Raw genomic sequence first — 21,205 nt, 5'->3', positions numbered from 1 at the left:
TCCAACGGCCCCCGACCGCGCTTGTTTCATGTTTCCTGGTTTTCTATTTACCACCGCTGGCTTCGGCCAACTCTCCGATCACCGCATCCAGCCCCCGTGTCCATTCCGGCATCTCCAAGTCGAAGCGCTCGCGCAGCTTCGAGGTGTCTAACACCGAATACGCCGGCCGGCGTGCCTTGGTCGGGAAATCCGCCGTGCGGATCGCCGCCACCTCAACTTCGCGCGCGATCAATCCGGCCACAGCCGCGCGCGTGACGATGGCGCGGGCGAAACCGCACCACGTGGTCTCGCCACCCGCGGCGAGATGATGGATGCCATTGTAGTCGCCGCGCCGCGTCGCATCGCCATCGCGCCATTGTTTGAGGATCATGGCCGTCGTTGCGGCAATCAACCGGCTCGACGTCGGCGCGCCACGCTGGTCGTCGACCACGGTCAAGCGATCGCGTTCGCGCGCGAGGCGCAGCATCGTGCGCAGAAAATTGCCGCCGCGCGCGCCGTAGACCCAGGCCGTGCGCAGGATCAGGTGTGCGCAACCGGATTCGCGCAGTGCCTCTTCGCCTGCGAGCTTGCTGCGTCCGTAGACGCCGAGCGGCGCGGTTGCGTCGTCCTCGCTATACGGGCGCGCGCCCTGGCCGTCGAATACGTAGTCGGTCGAATAGTGGACGACGAGCGCCGCGTTGCGTGCAGCCCATTGTCCGATCTGCGCCAGCGCCTCGCCGTTGATCCGCTGCGCGAGCGCCGCCTCGTCCTCCGCGCGATCGACTGCGGTGTATGCCGCGGCGTTGACGACGATGTCCCAGCGCTCGCTTTGCAAAGCCTGCGCAAGCGAGCCTGCATCGGCAAGATCGGCGCGCAGGCCATCGACGTTGCCCGGCAACTTGCCGCTGCGCGTCGTCGCGCTCACCTCACCGAGCGGCGAGAGCGAGCGCTGCAGCTCGAAGCCGACTTGGCCGTTGGCGCCGAGCAGAAGAATCTTCACGGCGCGTACACCGGCAGCCTTTCTACCGGCACGTCGCGCAGGAACGGAGCCTTCTCGTCCTTGCCCGACAGTCGCGGCGCGCTGATCGGCCAGTCGATCGCGATATCGGCATCGTTCCAGCGGATGCCGGCGTCGGCGGCGCCGTCGTAGAGCGCGGTGCATTGATAGGTGAATGTGGCGAAGTCCGAGAGCACGGCGAAGCCGTGGGCGAAACCTTCGGGGATCCAGAAATGGCGGTGGTTCTCGGCGGAGAGCACAACCGCGGCCCAGCGTCCAAAGGTCGGCGAACCGCGGCGGATGTCGACGGCGACATCGTAAACCTCGCCTTCGAGCACGCTGACGAGTTTGCCTTGCGGATTCGGCCACTGGTAGTGCAAGCCTCGCAGCACGCCGTGCGCGGAGCGCGATACGTTGCTTTGCACGAACACGCGATCTATCCCGGAATTTTTATACTTTTCCGCATTGTAGCCTTCGTAGAAAAATCCGCGCGCGTCGCCGAACACCTGTGGTTCGATGATGAGGCAACCAGGCAGATCCGTCTCAATCGATTTCATTCATGCGCCCTTGTTTGACCAGCTGCTGCAGGTATTGGCCATAGCCGTTTTTCGCCAGCGGCGCAGCAAGGCGCAGCACCTGCTCGGCGTCGATCCAGCCGTTGAGATACGCGATCTCCTCGGGACAGCAGACTTTTAGGCCCTGGCGGTTTTCGATCGTCTCGATGTAGTTCGACGCCTCCGTCAGCGATTCGTGCGTGCCGGTATCGAGCCAGGCGTAGCCGCGGCCGAGTTTCTCGAGCATCAGCGAGGTGTCGTCGAGATAGCAGCGGTTGAGATCGGTGATTTCGAGCTCGCCGCGCGGAGACGGTTTCAGCGCGGCGGCGAAATCGCTGGCGCGGCCGTCGTAGAAATACAGGCCGGTCACCGCGTAGTTTGACTTCGGATTCTTCGGCTTTTCTTCGAGCCCGGAGACTTTGCCGACCGCGTCGAACTCGGCCACGCCGTAGCGCTCCGGATCGCGTACCCAGTAGCCGAACACGGTGGCGCCATGCGCGCGTGCGGCCGCCCGGCGCAGCACGTCGGTGAGACCATGACCGTAGAAGATGTTGTCGCCAAGGATCAAACAACTTGGCTGGGCGTCGACGAAGTCACGACCGATCAGGTAGGCCTGCGCCAATCCATCTGGCGACGGCTGCACCGCATAGCGGATCGAAATGCCCCATTGCGATCCGTCGCCAAGCAGCTTTTGAAACAACGCCTGCTCATGCGGCGTGTTGATCACCAGCACGTCGCGGATGCCGGCGAGCATCAGCGTTGACAGCGGATAGTAGATCATCGGCTTGTCGTACACAGGCAGCAGTTGCTTGCTGATGACTTGGGTCAGCGGATACAGGCGCGTACCCGAGCCGCCGGCGAGAATGATGCCTTTGTTGGTCATGTCTGTCCGTTGCTATTTCAATTCTGTCGGCTTGATCTGGGGATGTTGCTTGTAGAGCGGGTTCATCACCTCACGCAACATGTCCGCCATGATTCTTGCAACCGCCGCCCGATATTCGACGAATTCAGTTTCCGAGCACGACTCTTTGATTTCCGCGACACTTGCAGTTAGGCGTTTGCTGCACTCGATCATCAAATCGGAGATTTTTCTGGCCACGGCGGGATTCGAGATCATGACAGCGGCTCAGGCAACGCCAAGACGTTCCATGCGATAGCTGCCATCGAGCACGCGTCCGGCCCAGGCCTCGTTGGCCAAATACCAGTCTACGGTGCGGGCGATGCCGGTCTCGAACGTCTCCGACGGCTTCCAACCGAGTTCGCGCTTGAGCTTGGAGGCGTCGATCGCGTAACGCCGGTCGTGGCCGGGGCGATCGGCGACGAAGTTGATCTGCGCCTCGCGCCTCGCACCGTTCGCCAGCGGCCGGCGCTCGTCGAGCAGCGCGCAGATCGTGCGCACCACGTGGATATTCTCGCGCTCGGCGTCGCCGCCGACGTTGTAGACCTCGCCCGGACGCCCGGCGTCAAGCACGCGACGGATCGCATGACAGTGATCGACTACGTAGAGCCAGTCGCGCACGTTCTTGCCGTCGCCGTAGACCGGCAGCTTCTCGCCGACCAGCGCCTTGTGGATCATCAGCGGAATGAGCTTCTCGGGAAACTGGTACGGACCGTAGTTGTTCGAGCAGTTCGTCGTCAGCGTCGGCAGGCCATAGGTGTGGTGGAAGGCGCGCACGATGTGGTCGGATGAGGCCTTGGACGCCGAATACGGCGAATTCGGCGCATACGCGGTCGTCTCGGTGAACTTGCCTTCCGCACCGAGCGAACCGTAGACCTCGTCGGTCGACACATGCAGGAAGCGGAACGCGATCTTGTTCGCGTCGCTCAAGGTCCGCCAATGTTTCAGTGTCGCCTCGAGCAGCCCGAGCGTGCCGACCACATTGGTGTGGATGAACGCAGCCGGGCCATCGATCGAACGGTCGACGTGAGATTCGGCGGCAAAGTTCACAATCGCATCGGGTTTGTGCTCGGCGAGCAATTTACCGACGAACTCGAGATCGCCGATGTCGCCTTGCACGAAAACGTGATTCGGATTGCCCTTGAGCGCGGCCAGTGTGTCGAGATTGCCGGCGTAGGTGAGCTTGTCGAGATTGACGACGCGGTGGCCGTCCGCGACCGCGCCGAGCACGAAGTTGCCGCCGATGAAGCCGGCGCCGCCGGTGACCAGAAGAGTTTTCATGCGATAGAGAGTCTCATTGCGCCACGCAGGCGGAAAAATCCGCATCGGTGACGCGGGCCGGCATTTTAGCCCATGCTCCTTACCAGCCCAACGACCTTGGAGTTAAATTTTTGATTTGTCAGGCTTTGTTCATTCCGGTACGTGGCCACTCCCGCGGGCCTGCTACACTGCGGGTCGCATCCCCATCCGCCGCGGAATGATTACCGAAGTCGTCCTCGTCGTTTTCCTCGCCCTGCTCAACGGCTTCTTCGCCCTGAGCGAAATGGCGCTGATGACCTCGCGCAAGCTGCGCCTGAAACAGCTCGCCCAGACCAGCCGCCGCGCACGCGTCGCGCTCGATCTGGCAAAGCAGCCCGAGCAGTTTCTCTCGACCGTGCAGGTGTTCATCACGCTTCTAGGCATCGGCACGGGCACCCTGCTCGGCGAATCCATCGGCCAGGAGATCGCACGCTGGCTGGAAAAGCTCGACCTGCCGCGCATTGCGGAATTCGCGCCGCCGGTCGGCGTCGTGCTCAGTGTCGCCGGCATCACCTTCGTCAACATGCTGCTCGGCGAGCTGCTGCCCAAACGCCTTGCGTTGGTCGCGCCGGAAAAGTTCGCCACCGCGGTCGCAATACCGATGCGCGTCCTGACTTGGCTGGCGATGCCCTTCAGCTTTGTTCTGATCTGGATCACGCGCAGGCTGCTGCATTTGTTCAAGCTCAACCAGGCCAGCGGCGAGCGCGTGAGCGAAGAGGAAATCCGCCTGCTTGTCTCCGAAGGCGCCGAGCAGGGTGTCATCGACTCGGACGAACACAACATGGTCAACCGCGTGCTGCGCCTCGGCGACCGTAGCGTCGACTCGCTGATGACGCCGCGCCCGCGCATCGCGTGGCTCGACGTCACCGCGGCGCTTGCGGAGAACCTCGCGGTGATGCGTGAGTCCTCGCATTCGCGTTATCCGGTCATGCGCGGCAGCGACAAGGACGTGCTCGGCATCCTCGAGGTCAAGAACCTGATCGACACGCTGGAAAATACCGCCGCCGACCGGCCGGTGGACTTGTTCCGCACGCTGGCAAAGCCCGTCTACGTACCTGGCACGGCGCGCGCGCTCGATCTGCTCGAGGAACTGCGCGACGCGGACACGCCGATGGCGTTCATCGTCGACGAATACGGCGACATCGAGGGCCTGGTCACACTCAACGACCTGCTCGGCGCCGTCGTCGGCAAGGCCGCGCTGCCTGCGGTCGAGGCGCATGGCAACGATGACGCGCCGATCGTCACGCGCGACGACGGCAGCTGGCTGATCGACGGCGCGCTCGGCATCGACGACCTGCGCGAGCTGACTGGCATCGGCCGCTTTCCGCACGAGGAAGACGACGACTACCGTACCGCCGCGGGCATGGTCATTGCCCAGTTCGGCCGCATTCCCGCCTGCGCGGAGCATTTCGACTGGTCGGGCTACCGCTTCGAAGTCGTCGATCTCGATGGCGCGCGCATCGACAAGATCCTGATCAGCCGGTTCAAGGAATCCGCGGCCGCGGAAGACGAAACCGGCTAGCTGCGCTCCTTAGCTATCCTCGCCATGCGCTGCGCATCGTCGAAGATGCCGCGCAGGATGCGCACCTCGCGCTGGTCGAGGCTCGCGTGCAGGAACAACTTGCGCAGACGCTGCTCGATCGTCACCGGCGAGCGCCCCTTATGGAAGTCGATGTCGACGAGCGTCTGGAACAGGTGACCGAAGAAATATTCCATCTGCTCCGCGGTCGCGGCGGGATCGGATTTTGCAGCGGCAACTGCCGACGGCTGGCCTTGCAGCTGCGCCAGACGCATTTCATAGGCGAGCACCTGTACGGCCTGGGCGAGATTGAGCGAGGAATAGCTCGGGTCCGCCGGAATGTGCACGGCAGCGTGGCAACGCATGAGTTCCTCGTTCTCCAGGCCCGTACGCTCGTTGCCGAACACGATCGCGACCTCGCCCGCCATAGCGGCCTCGCCTGCCTGCGCCGCCGCCTCGCGCGGCGTAATTTCGGGCAGCGAGACCCCACGCCGCCGTGCGGTGCAGCCGAGCACGAGGCGGCAATCGGCGATTGCGTCGACCAGCGTCGGCACGACGACGATGCCGTCGAGCACGTCGTCCGCGCCGGCGGCCATCGCCGTCGCGTCGGCATGCGGATATTTGTGCGGCGCGACCAGCACGAGCCGCGTATAGCCCATCGTGCGGATCGCGCGCGCAGCGGAGCCGATATTGCCGGGATGCGAGGTGCGGACGAGGACGAAGCGGATCGGCTGCATGGGGGAAAATGGAAGTGGAAGCGGAGAAAGCTTACACGTTCGCCGTTCCCGTCCTCATCGGAAAAATACCCGGAAGCAGGCCCGCCCCGAGTCGCAGATTCGGCTTTGTGCTACCCTTCGCGCCCCGCGGGCCCGGCCTGACGGGTCGTTCTTTACCAGCCATCGATTCGGAGTTCCACCATGCCCCGCCCCGCCGTCAATGTCGCGGTCAAGGCCGCGCGCGCCGCCGGCAATATCATCCTGCGCAACCTCAATCGCGTTGAGGGACTCAACATCGAGGAAAAATCGCGGCACGACTACGTCAGCGAAGTCGACAAGCTGGCCGAGGCCGAGATCATCAAGGAGCTGCGCCGCGCCTATCCCGACCATGGTTTTCTGGCCGAGGAATCGGGGCAGAAAGGCAGGACCGAGAAGGTCTGGATCATCGACCCGCTCGACGGCACGCACAATTATCTACGTGGCTTCCCGCATTTCTGCGTTTCGATCGGCTTCCGCGACCACGGTGACCTCGTCTACGGCGTGGTCTACGATCCGCTGCGCGACGAGATGTTCACCGCGAGCAAGGGCGATGGCGCCTTCCTCAACGATCGCCGCATGCGCGTGACCAAGCGCGAAAGCCTTGCCGGTGCACTGCTCGCCACGGGATTCCCGTACCGCCAGCGCCGCCATCTCGGCGCCCAGCTCGACATGACCCGCGCCCTGCTCGGCGAAGCCGAGGATATCCGCCGCACCGGCTCCGCCGCACTCGATCTCGCCTATGTCGCCGCGGGTCGTCTGGACGGCTATTTTGAGACCGGTCTGAATCCGTGGGACATGGCCGCGGGCGTATTGCTCGTGCGCGAGGCGGGCGGTCAGTGCAGCGATTTCGCCGGCAGGGCCGGTATGCCCGAGAACGGCAATCTCATCGCTGGCAACCACTTCGTCGCCGCGGCGATGGCCAAGGTCATCTCGGCACACTCGCCGCCGACGCTGCTGTAGGCCTTCGTAAGCCCCGTCTGGCCTCCCGGCGATTTGCCGTGGTGCAAGCTGCACCGCCGCCGGAAATGTGCTGCAATCAAATTGCGGCCTTCGTCACACTCCCCAAAGTGACGGGTTCAAAGGGGTAACCAGCGCCGCGCTTTACGGGGTAACTTCCGGGAGTTCAACATGACATCGAGAAATCGATTGCCGCGTCGTGCGGCAGTTCTGGGGGCGGCATCAGCCATCGCTCTCGCCACCGCATCATCGCTCGCCGGCGCAGCGACGCCGCAACTGGCATCAAAAGACGGGCTGCTCGTGCTGCCCAACGTCAAGATCGCTGCAGTCACGTCGGCGCAAGCCGATAGCTTGGCCAAGGCTCCGGGTCATCGTGAAAACGGCCTGAGGGCGTACAAGGACAAGGACACGGGGCAACTGCGCAAGGCCAACCCCGAGGAACTGCTCGACGAAGCCGTAGCCGCCGCTCGCTCGAACGATGCTTCCACGGTCGAAGTGCACAGCAGCCCGTTGGGCGGACAAGTGGCTGTGCTCAACGACTCCTTCATGTCCGATCTCGTCGTACACAAAACTGCCGACGGCAAGTTCGAGGAGCAATGCGTGACCGGCGATGGTGCCGCCAAGCGCGCACTCGTCTCGACGACGAAGCAGGAGACCGCGAATGAAAAATAATCTGCGCAAGATCCTCGCCGGCGTGCTCGCCTTCGGGTTGCTCGGTGGCGGTAGCGCCGCGTACGCGGCGATGACGATCACGATCGTCAACGGCAATGCCGCCGGCGTCGGCTTCAACGATCCCACCCCGGTCGCCCCCGTTGGCGGCAATCCCGGCACGACCTTGGGCCAGCAGCGACTCAACGCTTTCCAGTACGCCGCGAGCATATGGGGCGCCACGCTCGACAGCGCCGCTGCCATCCGGGTGCTGTCCACATTCGAGCCGTTGAGCTGCAACGCGACCAGTGCGGTTCTCGGCTCGGCTGGCCCGACCGAGATATTCAGAGATTTTCCCGGCGCCCTGGTGCCTGGCGTTTGGTACCACGCCGCGCTCACGAACAAGCTTTACGGGGACGTCGCGGATCCTTCGACCGCCGAAATTCGCGCGCGCTTCAACAGCAACCTCGGCAACACCGGATGCCTTACCGGATCGCCGTTCTACCTCGGTCTCGACGGCAACGCCGGCAGCAAGGTCAATCTCGTTGAGGTGCTGCTGCACGAATTCGCGCACGGCCTGGGTTTCTCGACCGTGACCAGCGGCACGACCGGCGCCTACCTCGGTGGCTATCCTTCGATCTACGACACGCTTGCCTACGACAACACGCTGGGCAAGACCTGGGTGCAGATGACCAACGCCGAACGCCAGTTCTCGGCGGTCAATCCGCGCCAGCTCGTCTGGATCGGTGCGAACGTGACCGCCGGCGCGCCGTCGGTGCTCGTCGGCGGCACGCCACAGTTGCAGATCAACGCGCCCGCGGCTATCGCCGGCACCTACCTCGCCGGTCGCGCTCAATTCGGGCCCGCGCTTGGCTATCCCGGCGTCAACAAGCAGGTGATGCCGGTAGTCGAGAACGGCAACCTCGGGCTTGCCTGCAATGCGTTCGACGCGGAAAACGCCGGTGCGGTGAAGAATCGCATCGCACTCGTGCTGCGTGGCACCTGTGCGTTCACGGTCAAGGTGCTGAATGCGCAGAATGCGGGAGCACTCGGCGTCATCGTCGTCGACAACGTCGCCGGCTCGCCGCCGCCCGATCTCGGTGGCGCCGATCCCAACGTCACGATTCCGGCGGTGCGCATCAGCCTCGCAGACGGCGTGACCTTGCTCAGCGGCATGAATCTGACGCCCGGCAATCGCAGTTCCGGCGTGGTCGCACGCATCGGCATCGATCCGGCGCAACTCGCCGGCGCGGACAAAGCCGGTCACGTCATGCTGTACACGCCCAGTCCGTTCCAGAGCGGCTCGTCCGTGTCGCATTGGGACACGAGCGCGTTCCATAACCTGCTTATGGAGCCGGCGATCAACAGCGATCTGACCCAGCACCTCGATGCGCCGTACGACCTGACCCTGCCATTCATGAAGGATATCGGCTGGTAAGTTCGACCCGCTGCAAAAACAAAACGCCGCAGACGCAAATCTGCGGCGTTTTCGTTTTCGTCAGACTCAGAAGCTGTTTTCAAATCGTAGCGAGCGAAGGCAGTTTGGTCGCGCGCGGAGCGCAGGAACCGGAGTGTACATGGCAGTACATGAGGATTCCGAGCACCGCACGCGGCCAAAATACCGAGCGCAGTAGATTTGGAAATGGCTTCTCAGCGCGCGTTGGCTACGGCGCGTGAGGGCAGAAAGGACGCAGCGCGATCCAACGCCGCATCAATATCCGCAACCAGATCCTCCACCGCTTCGATGCCAACCGACAGACGCAGCAGGCCGTCGCCGAGACCGGCGACACGGCGCGCCTCGGCATCCATGGCCGCATGCGTCATCGTCGCCGGGTGTGCGACCAGGCTTTCGACGCCGCCGAGCGACTCGGCCAGCGTGAACGACTGCAAGCCGTTGACGAAGGCCTCGACCGCCGGCACGCCGCCAACCAGGTCGAAGCTCAGCATCGCGCCGAAACCGCGCTGCTGGCGCGCGGCGAGCGCGTGCTGCGGGTGGCTGGCCAACCCCGGGAAGTAGACTTTTTCCACGGCCGCATGCGCGTCGAGAATCTCGACGATCGCCGCGGCGTTTTCCTGATGTGCGCGCAGGCGTGGCTGCAGCGTGCGCAGGCCGCGCAAGGTGAGATAGCTGTCGAACGCGCCGCCCGACACGCCGAGGCAGTTGCACCACCAGGCGAGCTGCTCGCCGACCGCGGCGTCCTTCCAGATCACCGCGCCGCCGACGACGTCGGAATGACCGTTGAGATACTTCGTCGTCGAATGCACGACGATGTCGGCACCGAGCGCGATCGGCTGCTGCAGCGCCGGCGACAGGAAGGTGTTGTCGACCACGACCAGCGCATCGACCTGATGGGCGAGGCGCGACACCGCGGCGATGTCGACGATGCGCAGCAGCGGGTTGCTCGGCGTCTCGATCCAGACGAGCTTCGGCTTGCACGCGAGCGCAGTCGCGAGCGCCACCGTGTCGTTGAAATCGACGACTGCGCAACGATACAGACCGCGCTTGGCCTGATTGACGAACAGGCGATAGCTGCCGCCGTAGCAGTCGTGCGGCACGATGATGAGATCATCCGGCGAAAGCTGCGAAGTGACGAGCGTGATCGCGGCCATGCCGGTCGCAGTGACGACCGCACCGACACCGCCCTCGAGTTCGGCCAGCGCGCCGGCGAGCACGTCGCGGGTCGGGTTGCCCGAGCGCGAATAGTCGTACTCGCGCTTCTTGCCGAAACCTTCGAAGCTGTAGTTCGTCGACAGATACAGTGGCGGCATCACGGCGCCGTGCGCGGCATCCTGGTCGACGCCGGCGCGGGCGGCGATCGTGGCGGCTTGGCGGGCTGGCTTCTGGGCGACGTGACTCACTTTGCTTCTCCGGAGATTTCAGGGAAGGTCTGCACAACCTCATCCTGAGGTTGGCAGCCCGCGCCGAGTTCGAAGTGAATTCGAACTCGGCTACGCCAAATCAAGCACTTGCGTGCTCGATTCGCGTCAGGCCATCCTTGGCCTCAAGGAAACTCTGCACATGTGCAAAGTTTCCTCAGACTTGCACACAGCGTTCGAACAGCGCGCCCACGATCGCCTCTTCCTTGAGGAAGGCGTCGTGGCCGTAGTCCGAGGAAATTTCGACCAGTTCGCAGGCGGCGCCGGCGCGAGTCTGGTATTCGCGCAGCAGCGACAGCGGAACGGTCAGGTCTTCGCGCACGGCGAACAACGTGGTCGCCACGCGCACCGCGGCCGGGTCGATGTCGTGTGCGTCGAGCGAGCGGCCGAGGCAACGGTAGGCGTCGGCATCGAAGCGACGCACAAACTTCTTGCCATGATGATCGATCCAGCCGAGCACGCCATCGGCATGCGCATCGCGCGTCGCCTCGCTGCCGAAACGCTGCTCGACGCCTTCCGCCGTGCGATAGCCGAGCACCGCGAGCGAGCGAGCCAACGCGAGCGCTTCGGTCGAATCGCTGCCGAGATCGAGGATCGCGCGCTGCACATGGCGCAGCGCGAGGCCGAACTGCGCGGCCTTGTGCGCCGCGCTGAGCAGGACGAGATGGCGCAGGCGCTCGCCGAGCAGCGCGGCGAGTTGCTGGGCGACGTTGCCGCCATAGGATGCGCCAACGACCAGATGCACGCGGCGCAGGCCGAGGCGGTTGAGCAGCAGGAGCACGGCACGAGCCTGGTCGGCCGTGGAGATGGCCGGAAAATCTTCAAGGTCGGACGACTTCGGCCCGGTCGAGGCATCGCAGCCGCCGAGCCAGTCAATGCCGACGATACGATAGCGGTTTGTGTCGAGCGCCTTGCCCGCGCCGCACTGCGATTCCCACCAGCCGCGGCCGTCGCGCGCGACCGGGCGCCGATGTGCTGAAATGCCGCCGAGCACGACGATCACCGGCGCATCGGCAGGGCCGACGCAGGCCCAGGCCAGCTTGGCATCGCTGAGCGTGGCGCCCGATTCGAGCGTGAAGGATTGCGGCAGCGCGAGCTCGCCTTCCAGCCATTGCACGGCTGGCGCGACCGCCTCGGCGTGATAGTGGATTTGCGGTTCGGCGCCCATTTCGGTCTCGTCTTTCATCTACAGCCCCAACGAGACGAATGCAGCGGAAATCTTGCGCTCGCCTCATCTTTACGGGGTCCACCGCGGCTTGAAACTTCCGCGGACCTCGCAGGATTTGGCACCAATCGCGAACCTTGTCAGGTTTCGTGACGGTTGCCCCGGCGTCGCTGGGCCTGTCCCTCAGCCGGTCTTGATGAGTACAGGCGTATGCTACGGACGTGTATTTTGGATGTCAAGACGTTTAGGCGTTTAGACGTCCAAATTTTGGAACGCCTATCCGCGGCTGCGCTGGCTGGCGACGAAGATGCCGAGCAGCGAAAGCGCGAGTCCGATCCAGTCCGTCAACGCCGTCGGCCGCGCGAACAGGATCACGTCGAGCACGAACGACAACCCCGGTTGCAGCAGCAGGAGCAGGCCGACCAGCGACGCCGGCAGTACCGGCATCGCCTGCGAGATCAACACCCAGCCGAGCACCTGACCGAAGAAGGCTAGCGCGAGCAGCGCTGCCCAAGATTGGCCATCGGGAATCGCAAAGCTCTGGCCTTCGGCGACCACGGCCACGGCGAGCATCGCCGCGCAGATCAGGCTGACTCCGCACAGGGCCAGCTGCGGCGTCAGCGCCGGCCGGCGCAGTTGCGCGCGGCGCTGGGTCAGCATGTAGATCGCGTAGGCGATGCCGGTAAGCACGCCGAGGAGAACGCCGAGGCGATAGTCCGCGCTCAGCGCCGACCAGCCCTGTCCCACGATCAGCCACAGGCCGAGAACAGCCAGCGCGAGCCCGAGCGCGAAGCGCCAGCCGAGCTTCTCGCGATAGAAGACGACGCCGGCCAAGGCCATGACGAACACCTGGAAGTTGCCGATCAACGTCGCCAGGCCCGGCCCGATGTAGTGGATGCTCCGGTGCCACATGATCAGATCGACGGCGAAGGCCAGCGCGGGCACCGCCAGCCACAGCGCGTCGCGCGGACCGAAACGCTTCCACTCGCCGCGCACGATGAGCAGGCCGAGCAGCATCGCGCCACCGAAGGCGAGGCGATAGAACGCCGATACGGTCGGCGCGACGTGGGCGTAGCGCACGAAGATGCTGGTCGTCGAGATCAGCGCCGCGCCCGCGAGCATCTTCAGGAAGGCGCTGCGATAGGCCACGCTGCCGGCCGTGGCGGTGGCGTTCACGGCGTCGTCTTCTCGTGCTCCACTGCAAGCGGCTCGGTCCGGGCCTCGGCCAGCCACTCTTGCAACGCGGGCAGTGCGAACAACGCATCGACATAGTCGCGCTCCGGCGCGCCGAGTTCGACCGCATAGCTGGCGAAACGCGACGCCACCGGCGCATACATCGCATCGGCAATCGAGAATGCGCCGAACAGGAACGGTCCGCGCGCCGCATGGCGCTCGCGTGCTTCGCGCCAGATCATGCGAATACGCGCAATGTCGGCGGCCGTATCGGCACCGATCGCGGGCGAAGGCCCCTGCCGGCGCGTGTTCATCGGCAGATGAGTGCGCAACGAGGAAAACCCGGAATGCATCTCCGCACTGATCGCGCGCGCATGGCCGCAAGCCGTGCGCTCCGCCGGCCAGCCGCCACCGTCGAGAAAATAGTCATTCGCGTATTCGCAGATCGCCAGCGAATCCCAGATGTGTGCGTCGCCGTCGATCAGTACCGGTACGCGCCCGGCCGGCGAGTAGTCCTTGATGCGCGCGTAAAACTCCGGCGTATCGAGCGGCAGCTTGACCTCGTCGAAAGCCACGCCAAACTGGCGCAGCAGCAGCCATGGGCGCAGCGACCAAGAAGAATAGTTCTTGTTGCCGATGACGAGGATGGGTTTCGCGCTCATGGACGGGCATCAGGTGAAGGGGCACGAATTCCACCACACCGACGTGGCGCGATGAAGTGCCGCTTTCAGACCGGATCGACCGCCCAGTCGTCGTCGTACGCCGGATCCGAGCGGCGCTCGGCCAACGCCGCGTCGATACACTCGGCGATTATGCGCGCTCGCGGCCAGTCGTAGTCCGCCACCATGACATTGACCAGATCGTTGCACGGCAACCGGCCCGCGGCGCTGGTCAGGTAATAGCCGCCGACGAACGCGACGATGCCCTCGTTCTCGAGCGCGTTCTTGACGAGGTTCGCGTCGATGATGTTTTCGGCCCGGTAGACGATCTTCATGTCCGCCCCGTTCGCATTCCGCTTCTCGCACGCTAACGCATCCGCTCGCCCGGGCAAAGCCTGTCGAATTCCGGCGCCGGATCGGTATACTCCGGAATCCCGTCGGAAAAACCCGAACAACAACGGCCACAGAGCCGCGCGCATACCAAAAATGAGCAGCAATCCCCCGATCGTCAACAACTTCATCCGCCAGATCATCAATGGCGACCAGGACACCGGCAAGCACGGCGGCCGCATCGTCACGCGCTTTCCGCCCGAACCGAACGGCTATCTGCACCTCGGCCATGCCAAGTCCATCTGCCTCAATTTCGGCGTCGCCAGCGATTACGGCGGCGTCTGCCACCTGCGTCTGGACGACACCAATCCGATCCGCGAAGACCCCGAATTCGTCGAGGCGATCAAGGCCGACGTGCACTGGCTCGGTTTCGAGTGGGATGCGCTACGCCACGCCTCGGACTATTTCGAGGTCATCTATCTCTGCGCGCTGAAGCTCATTCGCGACGGCAAGGCCTTCGTCTGCGACCTGTCGGCAGACGAGGTGCGCGAATACCGCGGCACGCTGACCGAGCCTGGGCGCAACTCGCCGTACCGCGAGCGCAGCGTCGCCGAGAACCTCGATCTGTTCCAGCGCATGCGCGCGGGCGAATTTCCCGACGGCGCGAAGACGCTGCGCGCGAAGATCGACATGGCCTCGGGCAATATCAACCTGCGTGACCCGGCGCTGTACCGCATCCGCAAGACCACGCACCAGAACACCGGCGACGCCTGGCCGATCTATCCGATGTACGACTACGCGCACTGCATTTCCGACGCGGTCGAAGGCATCACCCATTCGCTGTGCACGCTCGAGTTCGAGGACCATCGTCCGCTCTACGACTGGTGCCTGCAGCAGATCGATCTGCCCAATCATCCCGAACTGACCCAGCCGCTGGTCGATGCAGGCTTGGGCATGCCCGTGAGCACGCCGCAGCAGATCGAATTCGCACGCGGCAACCTCGACTACACGGTGACGAGCAAGCGCAAGCTCGCCGCGCTGGTCGAGGACGGCCTCGTCGACGGCTGGGACGATCCGCGCATGCCCACGCTCGCCGGCGTGCGTCGGCGCGGCTACCCGGCCGCGGCGATCCGCAATTTCTGGGAACGCGCGGGCGTGTCGAAGCAGGTGTCGACGATCGAATACTCCGTGCTCGAAGCCTGCGTGCGCGAGGAACTCGACGCGGCGGCGCCGCGACGCCTTGGCGTGATCGATCCGCTCAAACTCGTCATCACCAACCTTCCGGATGGCCACGCCGAGACGCTGACATTTCCGAACCACCCGAAGAACGAGGCCTTCGGCACGCGTGCCGTGCCGTTCTCGGGCGAATTGTGGATCGAACGCGAGGACTTCCTCGAAGAACCGGTGAAAGGCTTCCATCGCCTCGTGCCCGGCGGCGAAGTACGCCTGCGCGGCGTCGGCATCGTCAAATGCGTCGACGTGAAAAAGGATACGAGCGGAAAGCTGAGCGAAGTGCTTTGCACGCTCGACGCGACATCACGCGCGGGACAGGAAGGCGCCGAACGCAAAGTCAAAGGCACGATCCACTGGGTCAGCGCGCGCCATGCGATCGAGGCCGAGGTGCGTCTGTACGAGCGCCTGTTCACCGTCGCCGATCCCGATGATGACACGGACGGCAAAACCTACCGCGACTACATCAATTCGAACTCGCGCCGGGTCGTGCGCGGCTTCGTCGAGTCTTCACTCGGCGACGCGCAAGCCGGCACCGCGCTCCAGTTCGAGCGTCTTGGCTACTTCGTCGCCGACAGCCGCGACCATGCGCCGGGCCATCCCGTGTTCAACCGCATCGTCACGCTGCGCGATTCGTTCGCCAAGGCTACGAAATGAACGTCCTGCCCTCGTTCGTGGAACTGTCCCTGCCCGACTGGGTGTTCCGCGAAGTCGATGCCGCGAAGATCTACGCCAGCGATGAGGAGCGCGTCGCACTGGCGATTCGCCTCGCCAATCGCAATGTCGAGGAGAAGACCGGCGGCCCGTTCGGCGCGGCCGTATTTACACGCACGGGCAAGCTGGTCTCCGCCGGCGTCAATCGCGTCGTGCCGCACAGCTGCTCGGTCGCGCACGCGGAGATGGTGGCTTATATGCTCGCGCAGGCCAAATTGCGTCGTTTCCGTCTCAACGAACCCGCGCCGGGCGAAGCGCGCGAGGAATTCGTGCTCGCCACGAGCGCGCAGCCCTGCTGCCAGTGTTACGGCGCGACCGTCTGGGCCGGCGTCGACGAACTGCTGATCGGTGCACGCTCCGAAGACGTCGAGGAATTGAGCGAGTTTGACGAAGGCCCGCTGCCCGCGGACTGGATCGGCGAACTGGAAAAACGCGGCGTGCGGGTCAAGCGTGACATCCTGCGCGACGCCGCGCGTGAAGTGTTCCTGCGCTATCGCGAAGCGGGCGGCACAAGCTACTGAGCGCACGGTCCTGGCTGCGCATGTTGGCGCAGCAGAACGCTCGACTGCGTTCTGAGTATAAATTGCAATTTTATATATGATGCTGCGGCGCAGAATGCAAGCAACATCCTCTTGCTGTATTTTTGCTTTTAAATCGATCTAAAAATCATTCGAACGCCGCCCGCTCGCCTCGAGGGAACGCCGCATGCGCTGCCGCAGCAATGAACGATCTCTGCTTGGGCCTCCCCTTTCCGCACCGTTCGCTCCTCGACACAAGCACGCGAATCCTGCGCGAGCCGCTTAAGCCTTCTCGTTGCTGCGCGAATGCAACGTTCGGCCGCCAACGATCTTCGGTCCGAGTAGAAGGCCACTCCGAATCACAGCCTCGATCCCGACAAAAAATCCTCGACATGCTGCCCTCCCACATCGCATGGAAGCGAATACAACTTCTTTTTTTTCGATGACGTACAGACACATCGCAATGCCCACGCTTCGCCGCAAGACGCATTTCAGTCCCTGTCTACCAACGCAACAGGAGTGAGCTATGCAATTCGCGAAATGGATGAACCACATCAAGCAACTCGGCTGCCTCGTGCTCTTTGGCCTGCCGTTCGCTGCCGCTGCGCAGACCACGGTCAACGTACTCGCCGAGGCGCCGCAATTCGGCATCTACAGCAGCACCCTGCCGACGAACTACACGCCGCCGCAAGGCGTTATCGTGCTGCGCGGAAACCAATCCTGGTACACGCTCACCAAGCTGACAGCATCGCAGCAACAGCAGCTCGGCTCCGACCTCAAGGCGAAAGTCACCTACTACGGCGGCTGCGATTCCTACGACCGCATCGAGTCCGTGGTGTATCTGGCGATGCCGCCCGGCGTGCAGCCGACGAGCAACGATCTGCCCAACGCTATCGAGATGGCGCGCTTCATGTCGTCGTTCAACTACTACGACCAGGCTGCGCCGATCTACGTCTACCCATACATGAACATCGGCTCGTACCAGCGCTTTCTCGCGAACGGCGCGCAGGACATCTGGGTGGGCATCGCCGGCGGCTCGAACCCGACCTTCCCGCCCTCGCAGGGCTACCAGAAGTGCTGGGACAGCAACGGCAATCCGAGCACGAACATCCCGCTCACCACGTTTCCACCGAACATCACCGAAGCGCAGGCGCCGTACGTCGGCTTCAGTTTCGCGCTTGATTTCGTCTCCTCGCAATCCGCCGGCACGCCCGCATCGACCGATGTCGTGGCCGCGGTGTTGAATGCGCCCACCGTGGTCGGCTCGAGAACCGTCACCCTTTCCATCGCCGGAACGATGATCGTGCCGAGCCCCGGAAGCGGAACGACCGTCACCGGCACCGTGATCGTGATCGTCACCAGCCATGGCAGCGATTCGGAATACGGCTTCAACACCGGCAATACGCTGGTCATCAACGGCACGCAGGTGGGCAGTTCGTTCAGCACGCAGGCGGACTGCGCGCCGTACGCAAGCAGCACGATCAATCCGCTGAACACGTCGTTGGAAGGAAACACCACCGGCAGCCACCCGTCCAATCCGAGAAACTGGTGCCCGGCTACGCCCGTGCGCACCACGGCGGCGAACCCGGGCGTCCCCAACCCGACAACGAGCAACCCCGGCACGCCGATTCAGGCGCAGGTGTTCAGCAACGTCACCCTTAATGTCGGCAGCAATAACGTCGTGCTGAATATGGGGCCGTTCCAGACACGGTTCGGCGGCGCGTACAACGCGAGCAACGGCGACTACTATCCGACGTCGATCACATTCGTGCCTTCGCCGTGAGCATGCGCCAGGCGGGTTTCTGATCTGACATCATCGCATCCGTGCTCGTCGCCCACGCGGCGAGTACGGTTGTTCGATTTGGCCGTACGGTACGACGCGTGGTTAAACGAGATTGGAGCGGGTAGGCGGTTCCAGCTATAACATGGGCATGCGCCTAGCGCGGGCGACGCGTCCGGGTTATCGTTGCCGCTGTCCGTTGGGAGAACGCTGATGCCGCGCGTGGTCATTTCGCTCCTTGCACTCCTGTTTGCAGGTTCCGTTTTAGCGATCGAACCGTTTCCATCCGGTTTTCACACCAGCGAAATAGCGACCAACGGCACCACGCTGCATGTGCGCACAGGTGGCAGCGGTCCGGCTGTGGTCCTGCTGCACGGTTTCGCCGACACCGGCGACATGTGGGCCACTGCCGCGGCGGCGCTCATGCATGACCATACCGTGATCGTTCCCGATCTGCGCGGCATGGGATTATCCGCGCATCCGGACACGGGCTACACCAAGAAGAATCAGGCCGTCGACATCGCAGGCGTGATGGACGCTCTGAAGATCCAGAAAGCGGCTTTGGTCACGCACGACATCGGCAACATGGTGGGTTATGCGCTGGCGGTGCAATATCCGGATCGAATCACGAAATGGATGGTGATCGACGCACCGTTACCGGGCATCGGCAACTGGGAGGAGATCAAGCAAAGTCCGCTGCTCTGGCATTTCAATTTTCGCGGTCCCGACGAAGAGCGGCTGGTCGCCGGACGCGAACGGATCTACCTCGACCGTTTTTACAACGAGTTGTCCGCCGATCCGAAAAAGATCGACGAGGCGACACGCCAACACTACGCCGCGTTGTATGCACGCCCGCATGCCATTCACGATGCGTTCGAGCAATTCGGCGCCTTCAATCAGGACGCGCTCGACAATAAAGCGCTGCTGGCCGAAAAAGGCAAACTCGCAATGCCGGTGCTTGCCGTGGGTGGAGAAAAATCGGCCGGCAAGAGGCAGGCGGACATTCTCGCCCTCGTCGCGACCCACGTCACCGCGGACGTGATTCCCGATTCCGGTCACTGGATCATGGAGGAGAACCCGGGCGCTACCGTCGCGATGATGACGGCTTTCCTATCGAACTGATGCGCGCGGTCGAGGAAGCGAAACCGCGGCAAACCGATAAACTGCTTGGACATTCGTTGAGGAAATAAGGGGGGATCCTCGGCGACGCGTTCGGCCATGCCGGACGCCCGCCGTCCCCGATTCCTTCACCGTTCCAGGCCTACCGTCGTCGTTTCTAACATCGACCGGTCCAACCGCGCCCAACATTCGGCGCGTGCGCAATCTTCTGGGCAGCGAAACATTGATCGATGCACGAGCAACGTGGCGTTGGCATTGGCTCCATTTGCGCCAGAGAAAATTTGCTTCCGGTGTAAGGAGGACTCGCATCTGCAACCGCTGCAGTCACTTAGCTGCGTACGGCCGAAACATGGAGCGGGTGATGGGAATCGAACCCACGTTAGCAGCTTGGGAAGCTGCAGTTCTACCATTGAACTACACCCGCTTGGCGAACAACTGCCTGCGGCAAAGCTTATCGGCCCCGCCGCGCGGAAAGCAAGAATCGGCCGCCAATCGGTTTCAGGCCACGGCGGAGACGAACGCGGCGTTGCGTGATGTCGACGAACGTGCGGACACGGGCTTGGCGACGCGGCGCAATTCCGCCGGCAGCTCGCAGGCGATGGCCTTGGCCAGCGCGCGGATTTCGGGCAAGCTGCTGCACTCCCACATCGATCCGCGCAGCAGCGTGCCGAGGCAGCGCAGGCCGTGCCGCGGTGTGCTATCGGCGCGCAGCAGACGGCCTTCGGCATCGGTCGCGAGACCGAGATCGAGTTCGTCGGGGTGGGCGACGCCTTCTTGCACCATCTGCTGGATCAACGGGTGATCGGTCGCGTTCACCGAGATGTTGAAGCCCGTGGCCTGGATGACGAGGTCGGCGGCGAAGCTGCGCACGCTCTCGGCACCGCGCGGCTGTACGCGCACTTCGAGCTGGTCGCGTTCGCCGGCGCGCACGTCGATCGAGCGGATGTGCGCGGCGAGAATCTTAAGCCGGCCCTGCGTGCGCAGGCGCGCGAGTTCGTTCGTCGTCTGCTGCGGCAGGCGATGGCGCGCGGACTCCCACAACCAGCGCAGATGGCGCAGGAAGCGGGCGCGTTCGGCAGTATCGAGCAGGCGCCAGAGGCCCTGCGTTTCCGCGCGCAGGCCATCGATGACAGAGCGCCATTCGACGTCCTCGTCGTCCATCGCCGCGCGGATCTCGCGCAGCCAATGCACGACCTGCGGCCGCGCGCGTAATGCGTCGACCAACGACGCCTGGTGTTCGTAAGGCTGGCCGGGCGCGGGATTATGGTTGCGCGGCAGACGGCCATGGCGCGAAATCGCGGTGAGTTGCGCATTTGGCCACAGGCGCGCCGCGCTCTGCAGCGCATCGACCGCAGTCAGGCCGGTGCCGAGCACGACGACGCGCTCGGGCGCCCGACGCGGCAATGGCCAATGCCAGGGATCGGCCGTATAGGCATGGCTGGCGCGCGCCGCTTCGGTGACTTCGGCCAGCGGCGTGGAGGGCAGTGCGCCGATCGCGAGCACCACGCCGTCGGCGTCGAAGTCCTCGCCATCGGCGGTGCCGACGACGTAACCGTTTGCATCGTCGCCGCGTACACTGGTCGCATCCGTCGAAAGCACGCGTAACGCCAGGCCGCGTTCGCGCGCAGCGGATATCTCGCGCGCAAGTACGGCCTCGACATAGTCGCCGTACCAGGCGCGCGGCACGAAATCGAGGCCCTTGACCGGCCAGCCCTGCGCCTGCCCATGGGCGATGAATCCGCCGACATCGTCGGCAAACAGGCCCATGTTGGCTGCGCGCACGTTGAGCAGGTGGTGCTCGGCCGTGGTCGAGTAGGCGACGCCACGGCCCGGTGCCTGACGGCCGACGAGCCAAGTTAGGTCGAACTCGCCAGGCTGGCCACGGCGCAGGAGCTCGCCCACGACAGCAGAGCCCGCGGCTCCCCCGCCGATCACGATAAGTCGCTGCATATTGAGTTTGTTCGGCAGCCGCGTCGAAGCGGCGATGGCTGAATGGAAGCACAACGACTGTTAGGAGTTCGCTAAATCGAAAGT

The 21,205-nt window shown here is 64.0% G+C and carries 20 protein-coding genes, 1 tRNA gene and 1 riboswitch; of the genes, 8 read left to right on the top strand and 13 right to left on the bottom strand.

Annotated features, from left to right (window positions below; translation table 11 throughout):
- Positions 1 to 43 precede the first annotated feature (43 nt).
- From rfbD to rfbB, 5 genes are read right to left on the bottom strand one after another with little or no spacing between them, the layout of a single operon-like run.
- Positions 44 to 979, bottom strand: coding sequence for a dTDP-4-dehydrorhamnose reductase (gene rfbD, locus F455_RS0108715; protein WP_018972903.1), 936 nt, complete (start codon positions 977 to 979; stop codon positions 44 to 46).
- On the bottom strand, positions 976 to 1,533 hold the full coding sequence (rfbC, locus tag F455_RS0108710) for a dTDP-4-dehydrorhamnose 3,5-epimerase (RefSeq protein ID WP_018972902.1): 558 nt from the start codon (positions 1,531 to 1,533) through the stop codon (positions 976 to 978). Before rfbC ends, rfbD begins: the two co-directional genes overlap by 4 nt.
- Positions 1,520 to 2,413 carry a glucose-1-phosphate thymidylyltransferase RfbA gene (rfbA, locus tag F455_RS0108705; RefSeq protein ID WP_018972901.1) on the bottom strand — a complete coding sequence of 298 codons (894 nt, stop codon included), beginning with the start codon at positions 2,411 to 2,413 and terminating at the stop codon, positions 1,520 to 1,522. Before rfbA ends, rfbC begins: the two co-directional genes overlap by 14 nt.
- A gap of 12 nt (positions 2,414 to 2,425) precedes the next feature.
- Positions 2,426 to 2,647 carry a hypothetical protein gene (locus F455_RS0108700; protein ID WP_018972900.1) on the bottom strand — a complete coding sequence of 74 codons (222 nt, stop codon included), beginning with the start codon at positions 2,645 to 2,647 and terminating at the stop codon, positions 2,426 to 2,428.
- Between the two features lie 9 nt (positions 2,648 to 2,656).
- On the bottom strand, positions 2,657 to 3,709 hold the full coding sequence (gene rfbB / locus F455_RS0108695; protein WP_026293211.1) for a dTDP-glucose 4,6-dehydratase: 1,053 nt from the start codon (positions 3,707 to 3,709) through the stop codon (positions 2,657 to 2,659).
- A 196-nt stretch (positions 3,710 to 3,905) separates the two neighbouring features.
- On the opposite strand from rfbB, the gene F455_RS0108690 reads away from it, so the two are divergent.
- Entirely contained in the window at positions 3,906 to 5,249 is a 1,344-nt protein-coding gene (locus tag F455_RS0108690) for a hemolysin family protein (protein ID WP_018972898.1), read from the top strand.
- Here F455_RS0108690 and F455_RS0108685 read toward each other — a convergent pair.
- A complete protein-coding gene (locus tag F455_RS0108685) occupies positions 5,246 to 5,983 on the bottom strand; it encodes an RNA methyltransferase (protein ID WP_018972897.1) in 738 nt (245 codons plus the stop codon). The genes F455_RS0108690 and F455_RS0108685 overlap by 4 nt on opposite strands.
- Positions 5,984 to 6,163: 180 nt before the next feature.
- Here F455_RS0108685 and F455_RS0108680 point away from each other — a divergent pair, with 180 nt between their 5' ends.
- The 3 genes from F455_RS0108680 (at position 6,164) to F455_RS0108670 (ending at position 9,044) form a co-directional block, all read left to right on the top strand.
- Positions 6,164 to 6,961, top strand: a complete 798-nt coding sequence (locus F455_RS0108680) for an inositol monophosphatase family protein (protein ID WP_018972896.1) — start codon at positions 6,164 to 6,166, stop codon at positions 6,959 to 6,961.
- Positions 6,962 to 7,129: 168 nt separating this feature from the next.
- Positions 7,130 to 7,630 (top strand): post-PEP-CTERM-1 domain-containing protein, encoded by a 501-nt coding sequence (locus F455_RS0108675; protein ID WP_157578549.1) that lies wholly within the window; start codon positions 7,130 to 7,132, stop codon positions 7,628 to 7,630.
- The gene (locus F455_RS0108670; protein ID WP_018972894.1) at positions 7,620 to 9,044 is read left to right on the top strand and encodes a PA domain-containing protein; all 1,425 of its coding nucleotides are present in this window, start codon (positions 7,620 to 7,622) and stop codon (positions 9,042 to 9,044) included. Before F455_RS0108675 ends, F455_RS0108670 begins: the two co-directional genes overlap by 11 nt.
- 212 nt (positions 9,045 to 9,256) lie before the next feature.
- Here the strand turns inward: F455_RS0108670 and metB are convergent, their stop codons facing one another.
- From metB to F455_RS0108645, 5 genes are all read right to left on the bottom strand, one after another.
- A complete protein-coding gene (metB, locus tag F455_RS0108665; RefSeq protein WP_018972893.1) occupies positions 9,257 to 10,465 on the bottom strand; it encodes a cystathionine gamma-synthase in 1,209 nt (402 codons plus the stop codon).
- Between the two features lie 175 nt (positions 10,466 to 10,640).
- On the bottom strand, positions 10,641 to 11,669 hold the full coding sequence (locus F455_RS20275) for an alpha/beta fold hydrolase (protein ID WP_018972892.1): 1,029 nt from the start codon (positions 11,667 to 11,669) through the stop codon (positions 10,641 to 10,643).
- Positions 11,670 to 11,711: 42 nt separating this feature from the next.
- A riboswitch (SAM riboswitch) is annotated at positions 11,712 to 11,851 on the bottom strand.
- A 73-nt stretch (positions 11,852 to 11,924) separates the two neighbouring features.
- A complete protein-coding gene (locus tag F455_RS0108655) occupies positions 11,925 to 12,824 on the bottom strand; it encodes a DMT family transporter (protein WP_018972891.1) in 900 nt (299 codons plus the stop codon).
- A complete protein-coding gene (locus tag F455_RS0108650) occupies positions 12,821 to 13,483 on the bottom strand; it encodes a glutathione S-transferase family protein (protein ID WP_018972890.1) in 663 nt (220 codons plus the stop codon). The genes F455_RS0108655 and F455_RS0108650 overlap by 4 nt, the downstream gene beginning before the upstream one ends.
- Before the next feature lie 65 nt (positions 13,484 to 13,548).
- Positions 13,549 to 13,815 carry a putative signal transducing protein gene (locus F455_RS0108645; protein ID WP_018972889.1) on the bottom strand — a complete coding sequence of 89 codons (267 nt, stop codon included), beginning with the start codon at positions 13,813 to 13,815 and terminating at the stop codon, positions 13,549 to 13,551.
- A gap of 151 nt (positions 13,816 to 13,966) precedes the next feature.
- On the opposite strand from F455_RS0108645, the gene F455_RS0108640 reads away from it, so the two are divergent.
- From F455_RS0108640 to F455_RS0108625, 4 genes are all read left to right on the top strand, one after another.
- A complete protein-coding gene (locus F455_RS0108640; protein WP_018972888.1) occupies positions 13,967 to 15,697 on the top strand; it encodes a glutamine--tRNA ligase/YqeY domain fusion protein in 1,731 nt (576 codons plus the stop codon).
- On the top strand, positions 15,694 to 16,275 hold the full coding sequence (locus F455_RS0108635) for a nucleoside deaminase (protein WP_018972887.1): 582 nt from the start codon (positions 15,694 to 15,696) through the stop codon (positions 16,273 to 16,275). Before F455_RS0108640 ends, F455_RS0108635 begins: the two co-directional genes overlap by 4 nt.
- A 523-nt stretch (positions 16,276 to 16,798) precedes the next feature.
- Positions 16,799 to 18,055, top strand: a complete 1,257-nt coding sequence (locus F455_RS0108630; RefSeq protein ID WP_018972886.1) for a peptide-N-glycosidase F-related protein — start codon at positions 16,799 to 16,801, stop codon at positions 18,053 to 18,055.
- A gap of 210 nt (positions 18,056 to 18,265) precedes the next feature.
- Entirely contained in the window at positions 18,266 to 19,174 is a 909-nt protein-coding gene (locus F455_RS0108625; protein ID WP_018972885.1) for an alpha/beta fold hydrolase, read from the top strand.
- Between the two features lie 347 nt (positions 19,175 to 19,521).
- Here F455_RS0108625 and F455_RS0108620 read toward each other — a convergent pair.
- A tRNA-Gly gene (locus F455_RS0108620) sits at positions 19,522 to 19,595 on the bottom strand.
- Positions 19,596 to 19,669: 74 nt separating this feature from the next.
- Complete coding sequence (locus F455_RS20270) at positions 19,670 to 21,121, bottom strand: FAD/NAD(P)-binding protein (RefSeq protein WP_157578547.1); 1,452 nt, start codon at positions 21,119 to 21,121, stop codon at positions 19,670 to 19,672.
- Between the last annotated feature and the right edge of the window lie 84 nt (positions 21,122 to 21,205).

The organism is Rudaea cellulosilytica DSM 22992 (assembly GCF_000378125.1).
GTDB classification, from domain to species: Bacteria; Pseudomonadota; Gammaproteobacteria; order Xanthomonadales; family Rhodanobacteraceae; genus Rudaea; species Rudaea cellulosilytica.
This window is presented reverse-complemented; position numbering and strand designations above follow the sequence as displayed.

What these genes read in the sequence shown, in the direction of transcription:
- rfbC (WP_018972902.1), bottom strand. Translation starts at nt 1,533, where the DNA reads ATGAAATCGATTGAGACGGATCTGCCTGGTTGCCTCATCATCGAACCA.
- F455_RS0108650 (WP_018972890.1), bottom strand. Translation starts at nt 13,483, where the DNA reads ATGAGCGCGAAACCCATCCTCGTCATCGGCAACAAGAACTATTCTTCT.
- rfbA (WP_018972901.1), bottom strand. Translation starts at nt 2,413, where the DNA reads ATGACCAACAAAGGCATCATTCTCGCCGGCGGCTCGGGTACGCGCCTG.
- F455_RS0108680 (WP_018972896.1), top strand. Translation starts at nt 6,164, where the DNA reads ATGCCCCGCCCCGCCGTCAATGTCGCGGTCAAGGCCGCGCGCGCCGCC.
- F455_RS0108640 (WP_018972888.1), top strand. Translation starts at nt 13,967, where the DNA reads ATGAGCAGCAATCCCCCGATCGTCAACAACTTCATCCGCCAGATCATC.
- F455_RS0108685 (WP_018972897.1), bottom strand. Translation starts at nt 5,983, where the DNA reads ATGCAGCCGATCCGCTTCGTCCTCGTCCGCACCTCGCATCCCGGCAAT.
- F455_RS0108645 (WP_018972889.1), bottom strand. Translation starts at nt 13,815, where the DNA reads ATGAAGATCGTCTACCGGGCCGAAAACATCATCGACGCGAACCTCGTC.
- F455_RS0108635 (WP_018972887.1), top strand. Translation starts at nt 15,694, where the DNA reads ATGAACGTCCTGCCCTCGTTCGTGGAACTGTCCCTGCCCGACTGGGTG.
- F455_RS0108700 (WP_018972900.1), bottom strand. Translation starts at nt 2,647, where the DNA reads ATGATCTCGAATCCCGCCGTGGCCAGAAAAATCTCCGATTTGATGATC.
- F455_RS0108690 (WP_018972898.1), top strand. Translation starts at nt 3,906, where the DNA reads ATGATTACCGAAGTCGTCCTCGTCGTTTTCCTCGCCCTGCTCAACGGC.
- F455_RS0108675 (WP_157578549.1), top strand. Translation starts at nt 7,130, where the DNA reads ATGACATCGAGAAATCGATTGCCGCGTCGTGCGGCAGTTCTGGGGGCG.
- F455_RS0108630 (WP_018972886.1), top strand. Translation starts at nt 16,799, where the DNA reads ATGCAATTCGCGAAATGGATGAACCACATCAAGCAACTCGGCTGCCTC.
- F455_RS20270 (WP_157578547.1), bottom strand. Translation starts at nt 21,121, where the DNA reads ATGCAGCGACTTATCGTGATCGGCGGGGGAGCCGCGGGCTCTGCTGTC.
- F455_RS20275 (WP_018972892.1), bottom strand. Translation starts at nt 11,669, where the DNA reads ATGAAAGACGAGACCGAAATGGGCGCCGAACCGCAAATCCACTATCAC.
- F455_RS0108670 (WP_018972894.1), top strand. Translation starts at nt 7,620, where the DNA reads ATGAAAAATAATCTGCGCAAGATCCTCGCCGGCGTGCTCGCCTTCGGG.
- F455_RS0108625 (WP_018972885.1), top strand. Translation starts at nt 18,266, where the DNA reads ATGCCGCGCGTGGTCATTTCGCTCCTTGCACTCCTGTTTGCAGGTTCC.
- rfbB (WP_026293211.1), bottom strand. Translation starts at nt 3,709, where the DNA reads ATGAAAACTCTTCTGGTCACCGGCGGCGCCGGCTTCATCGGCGGCAAC.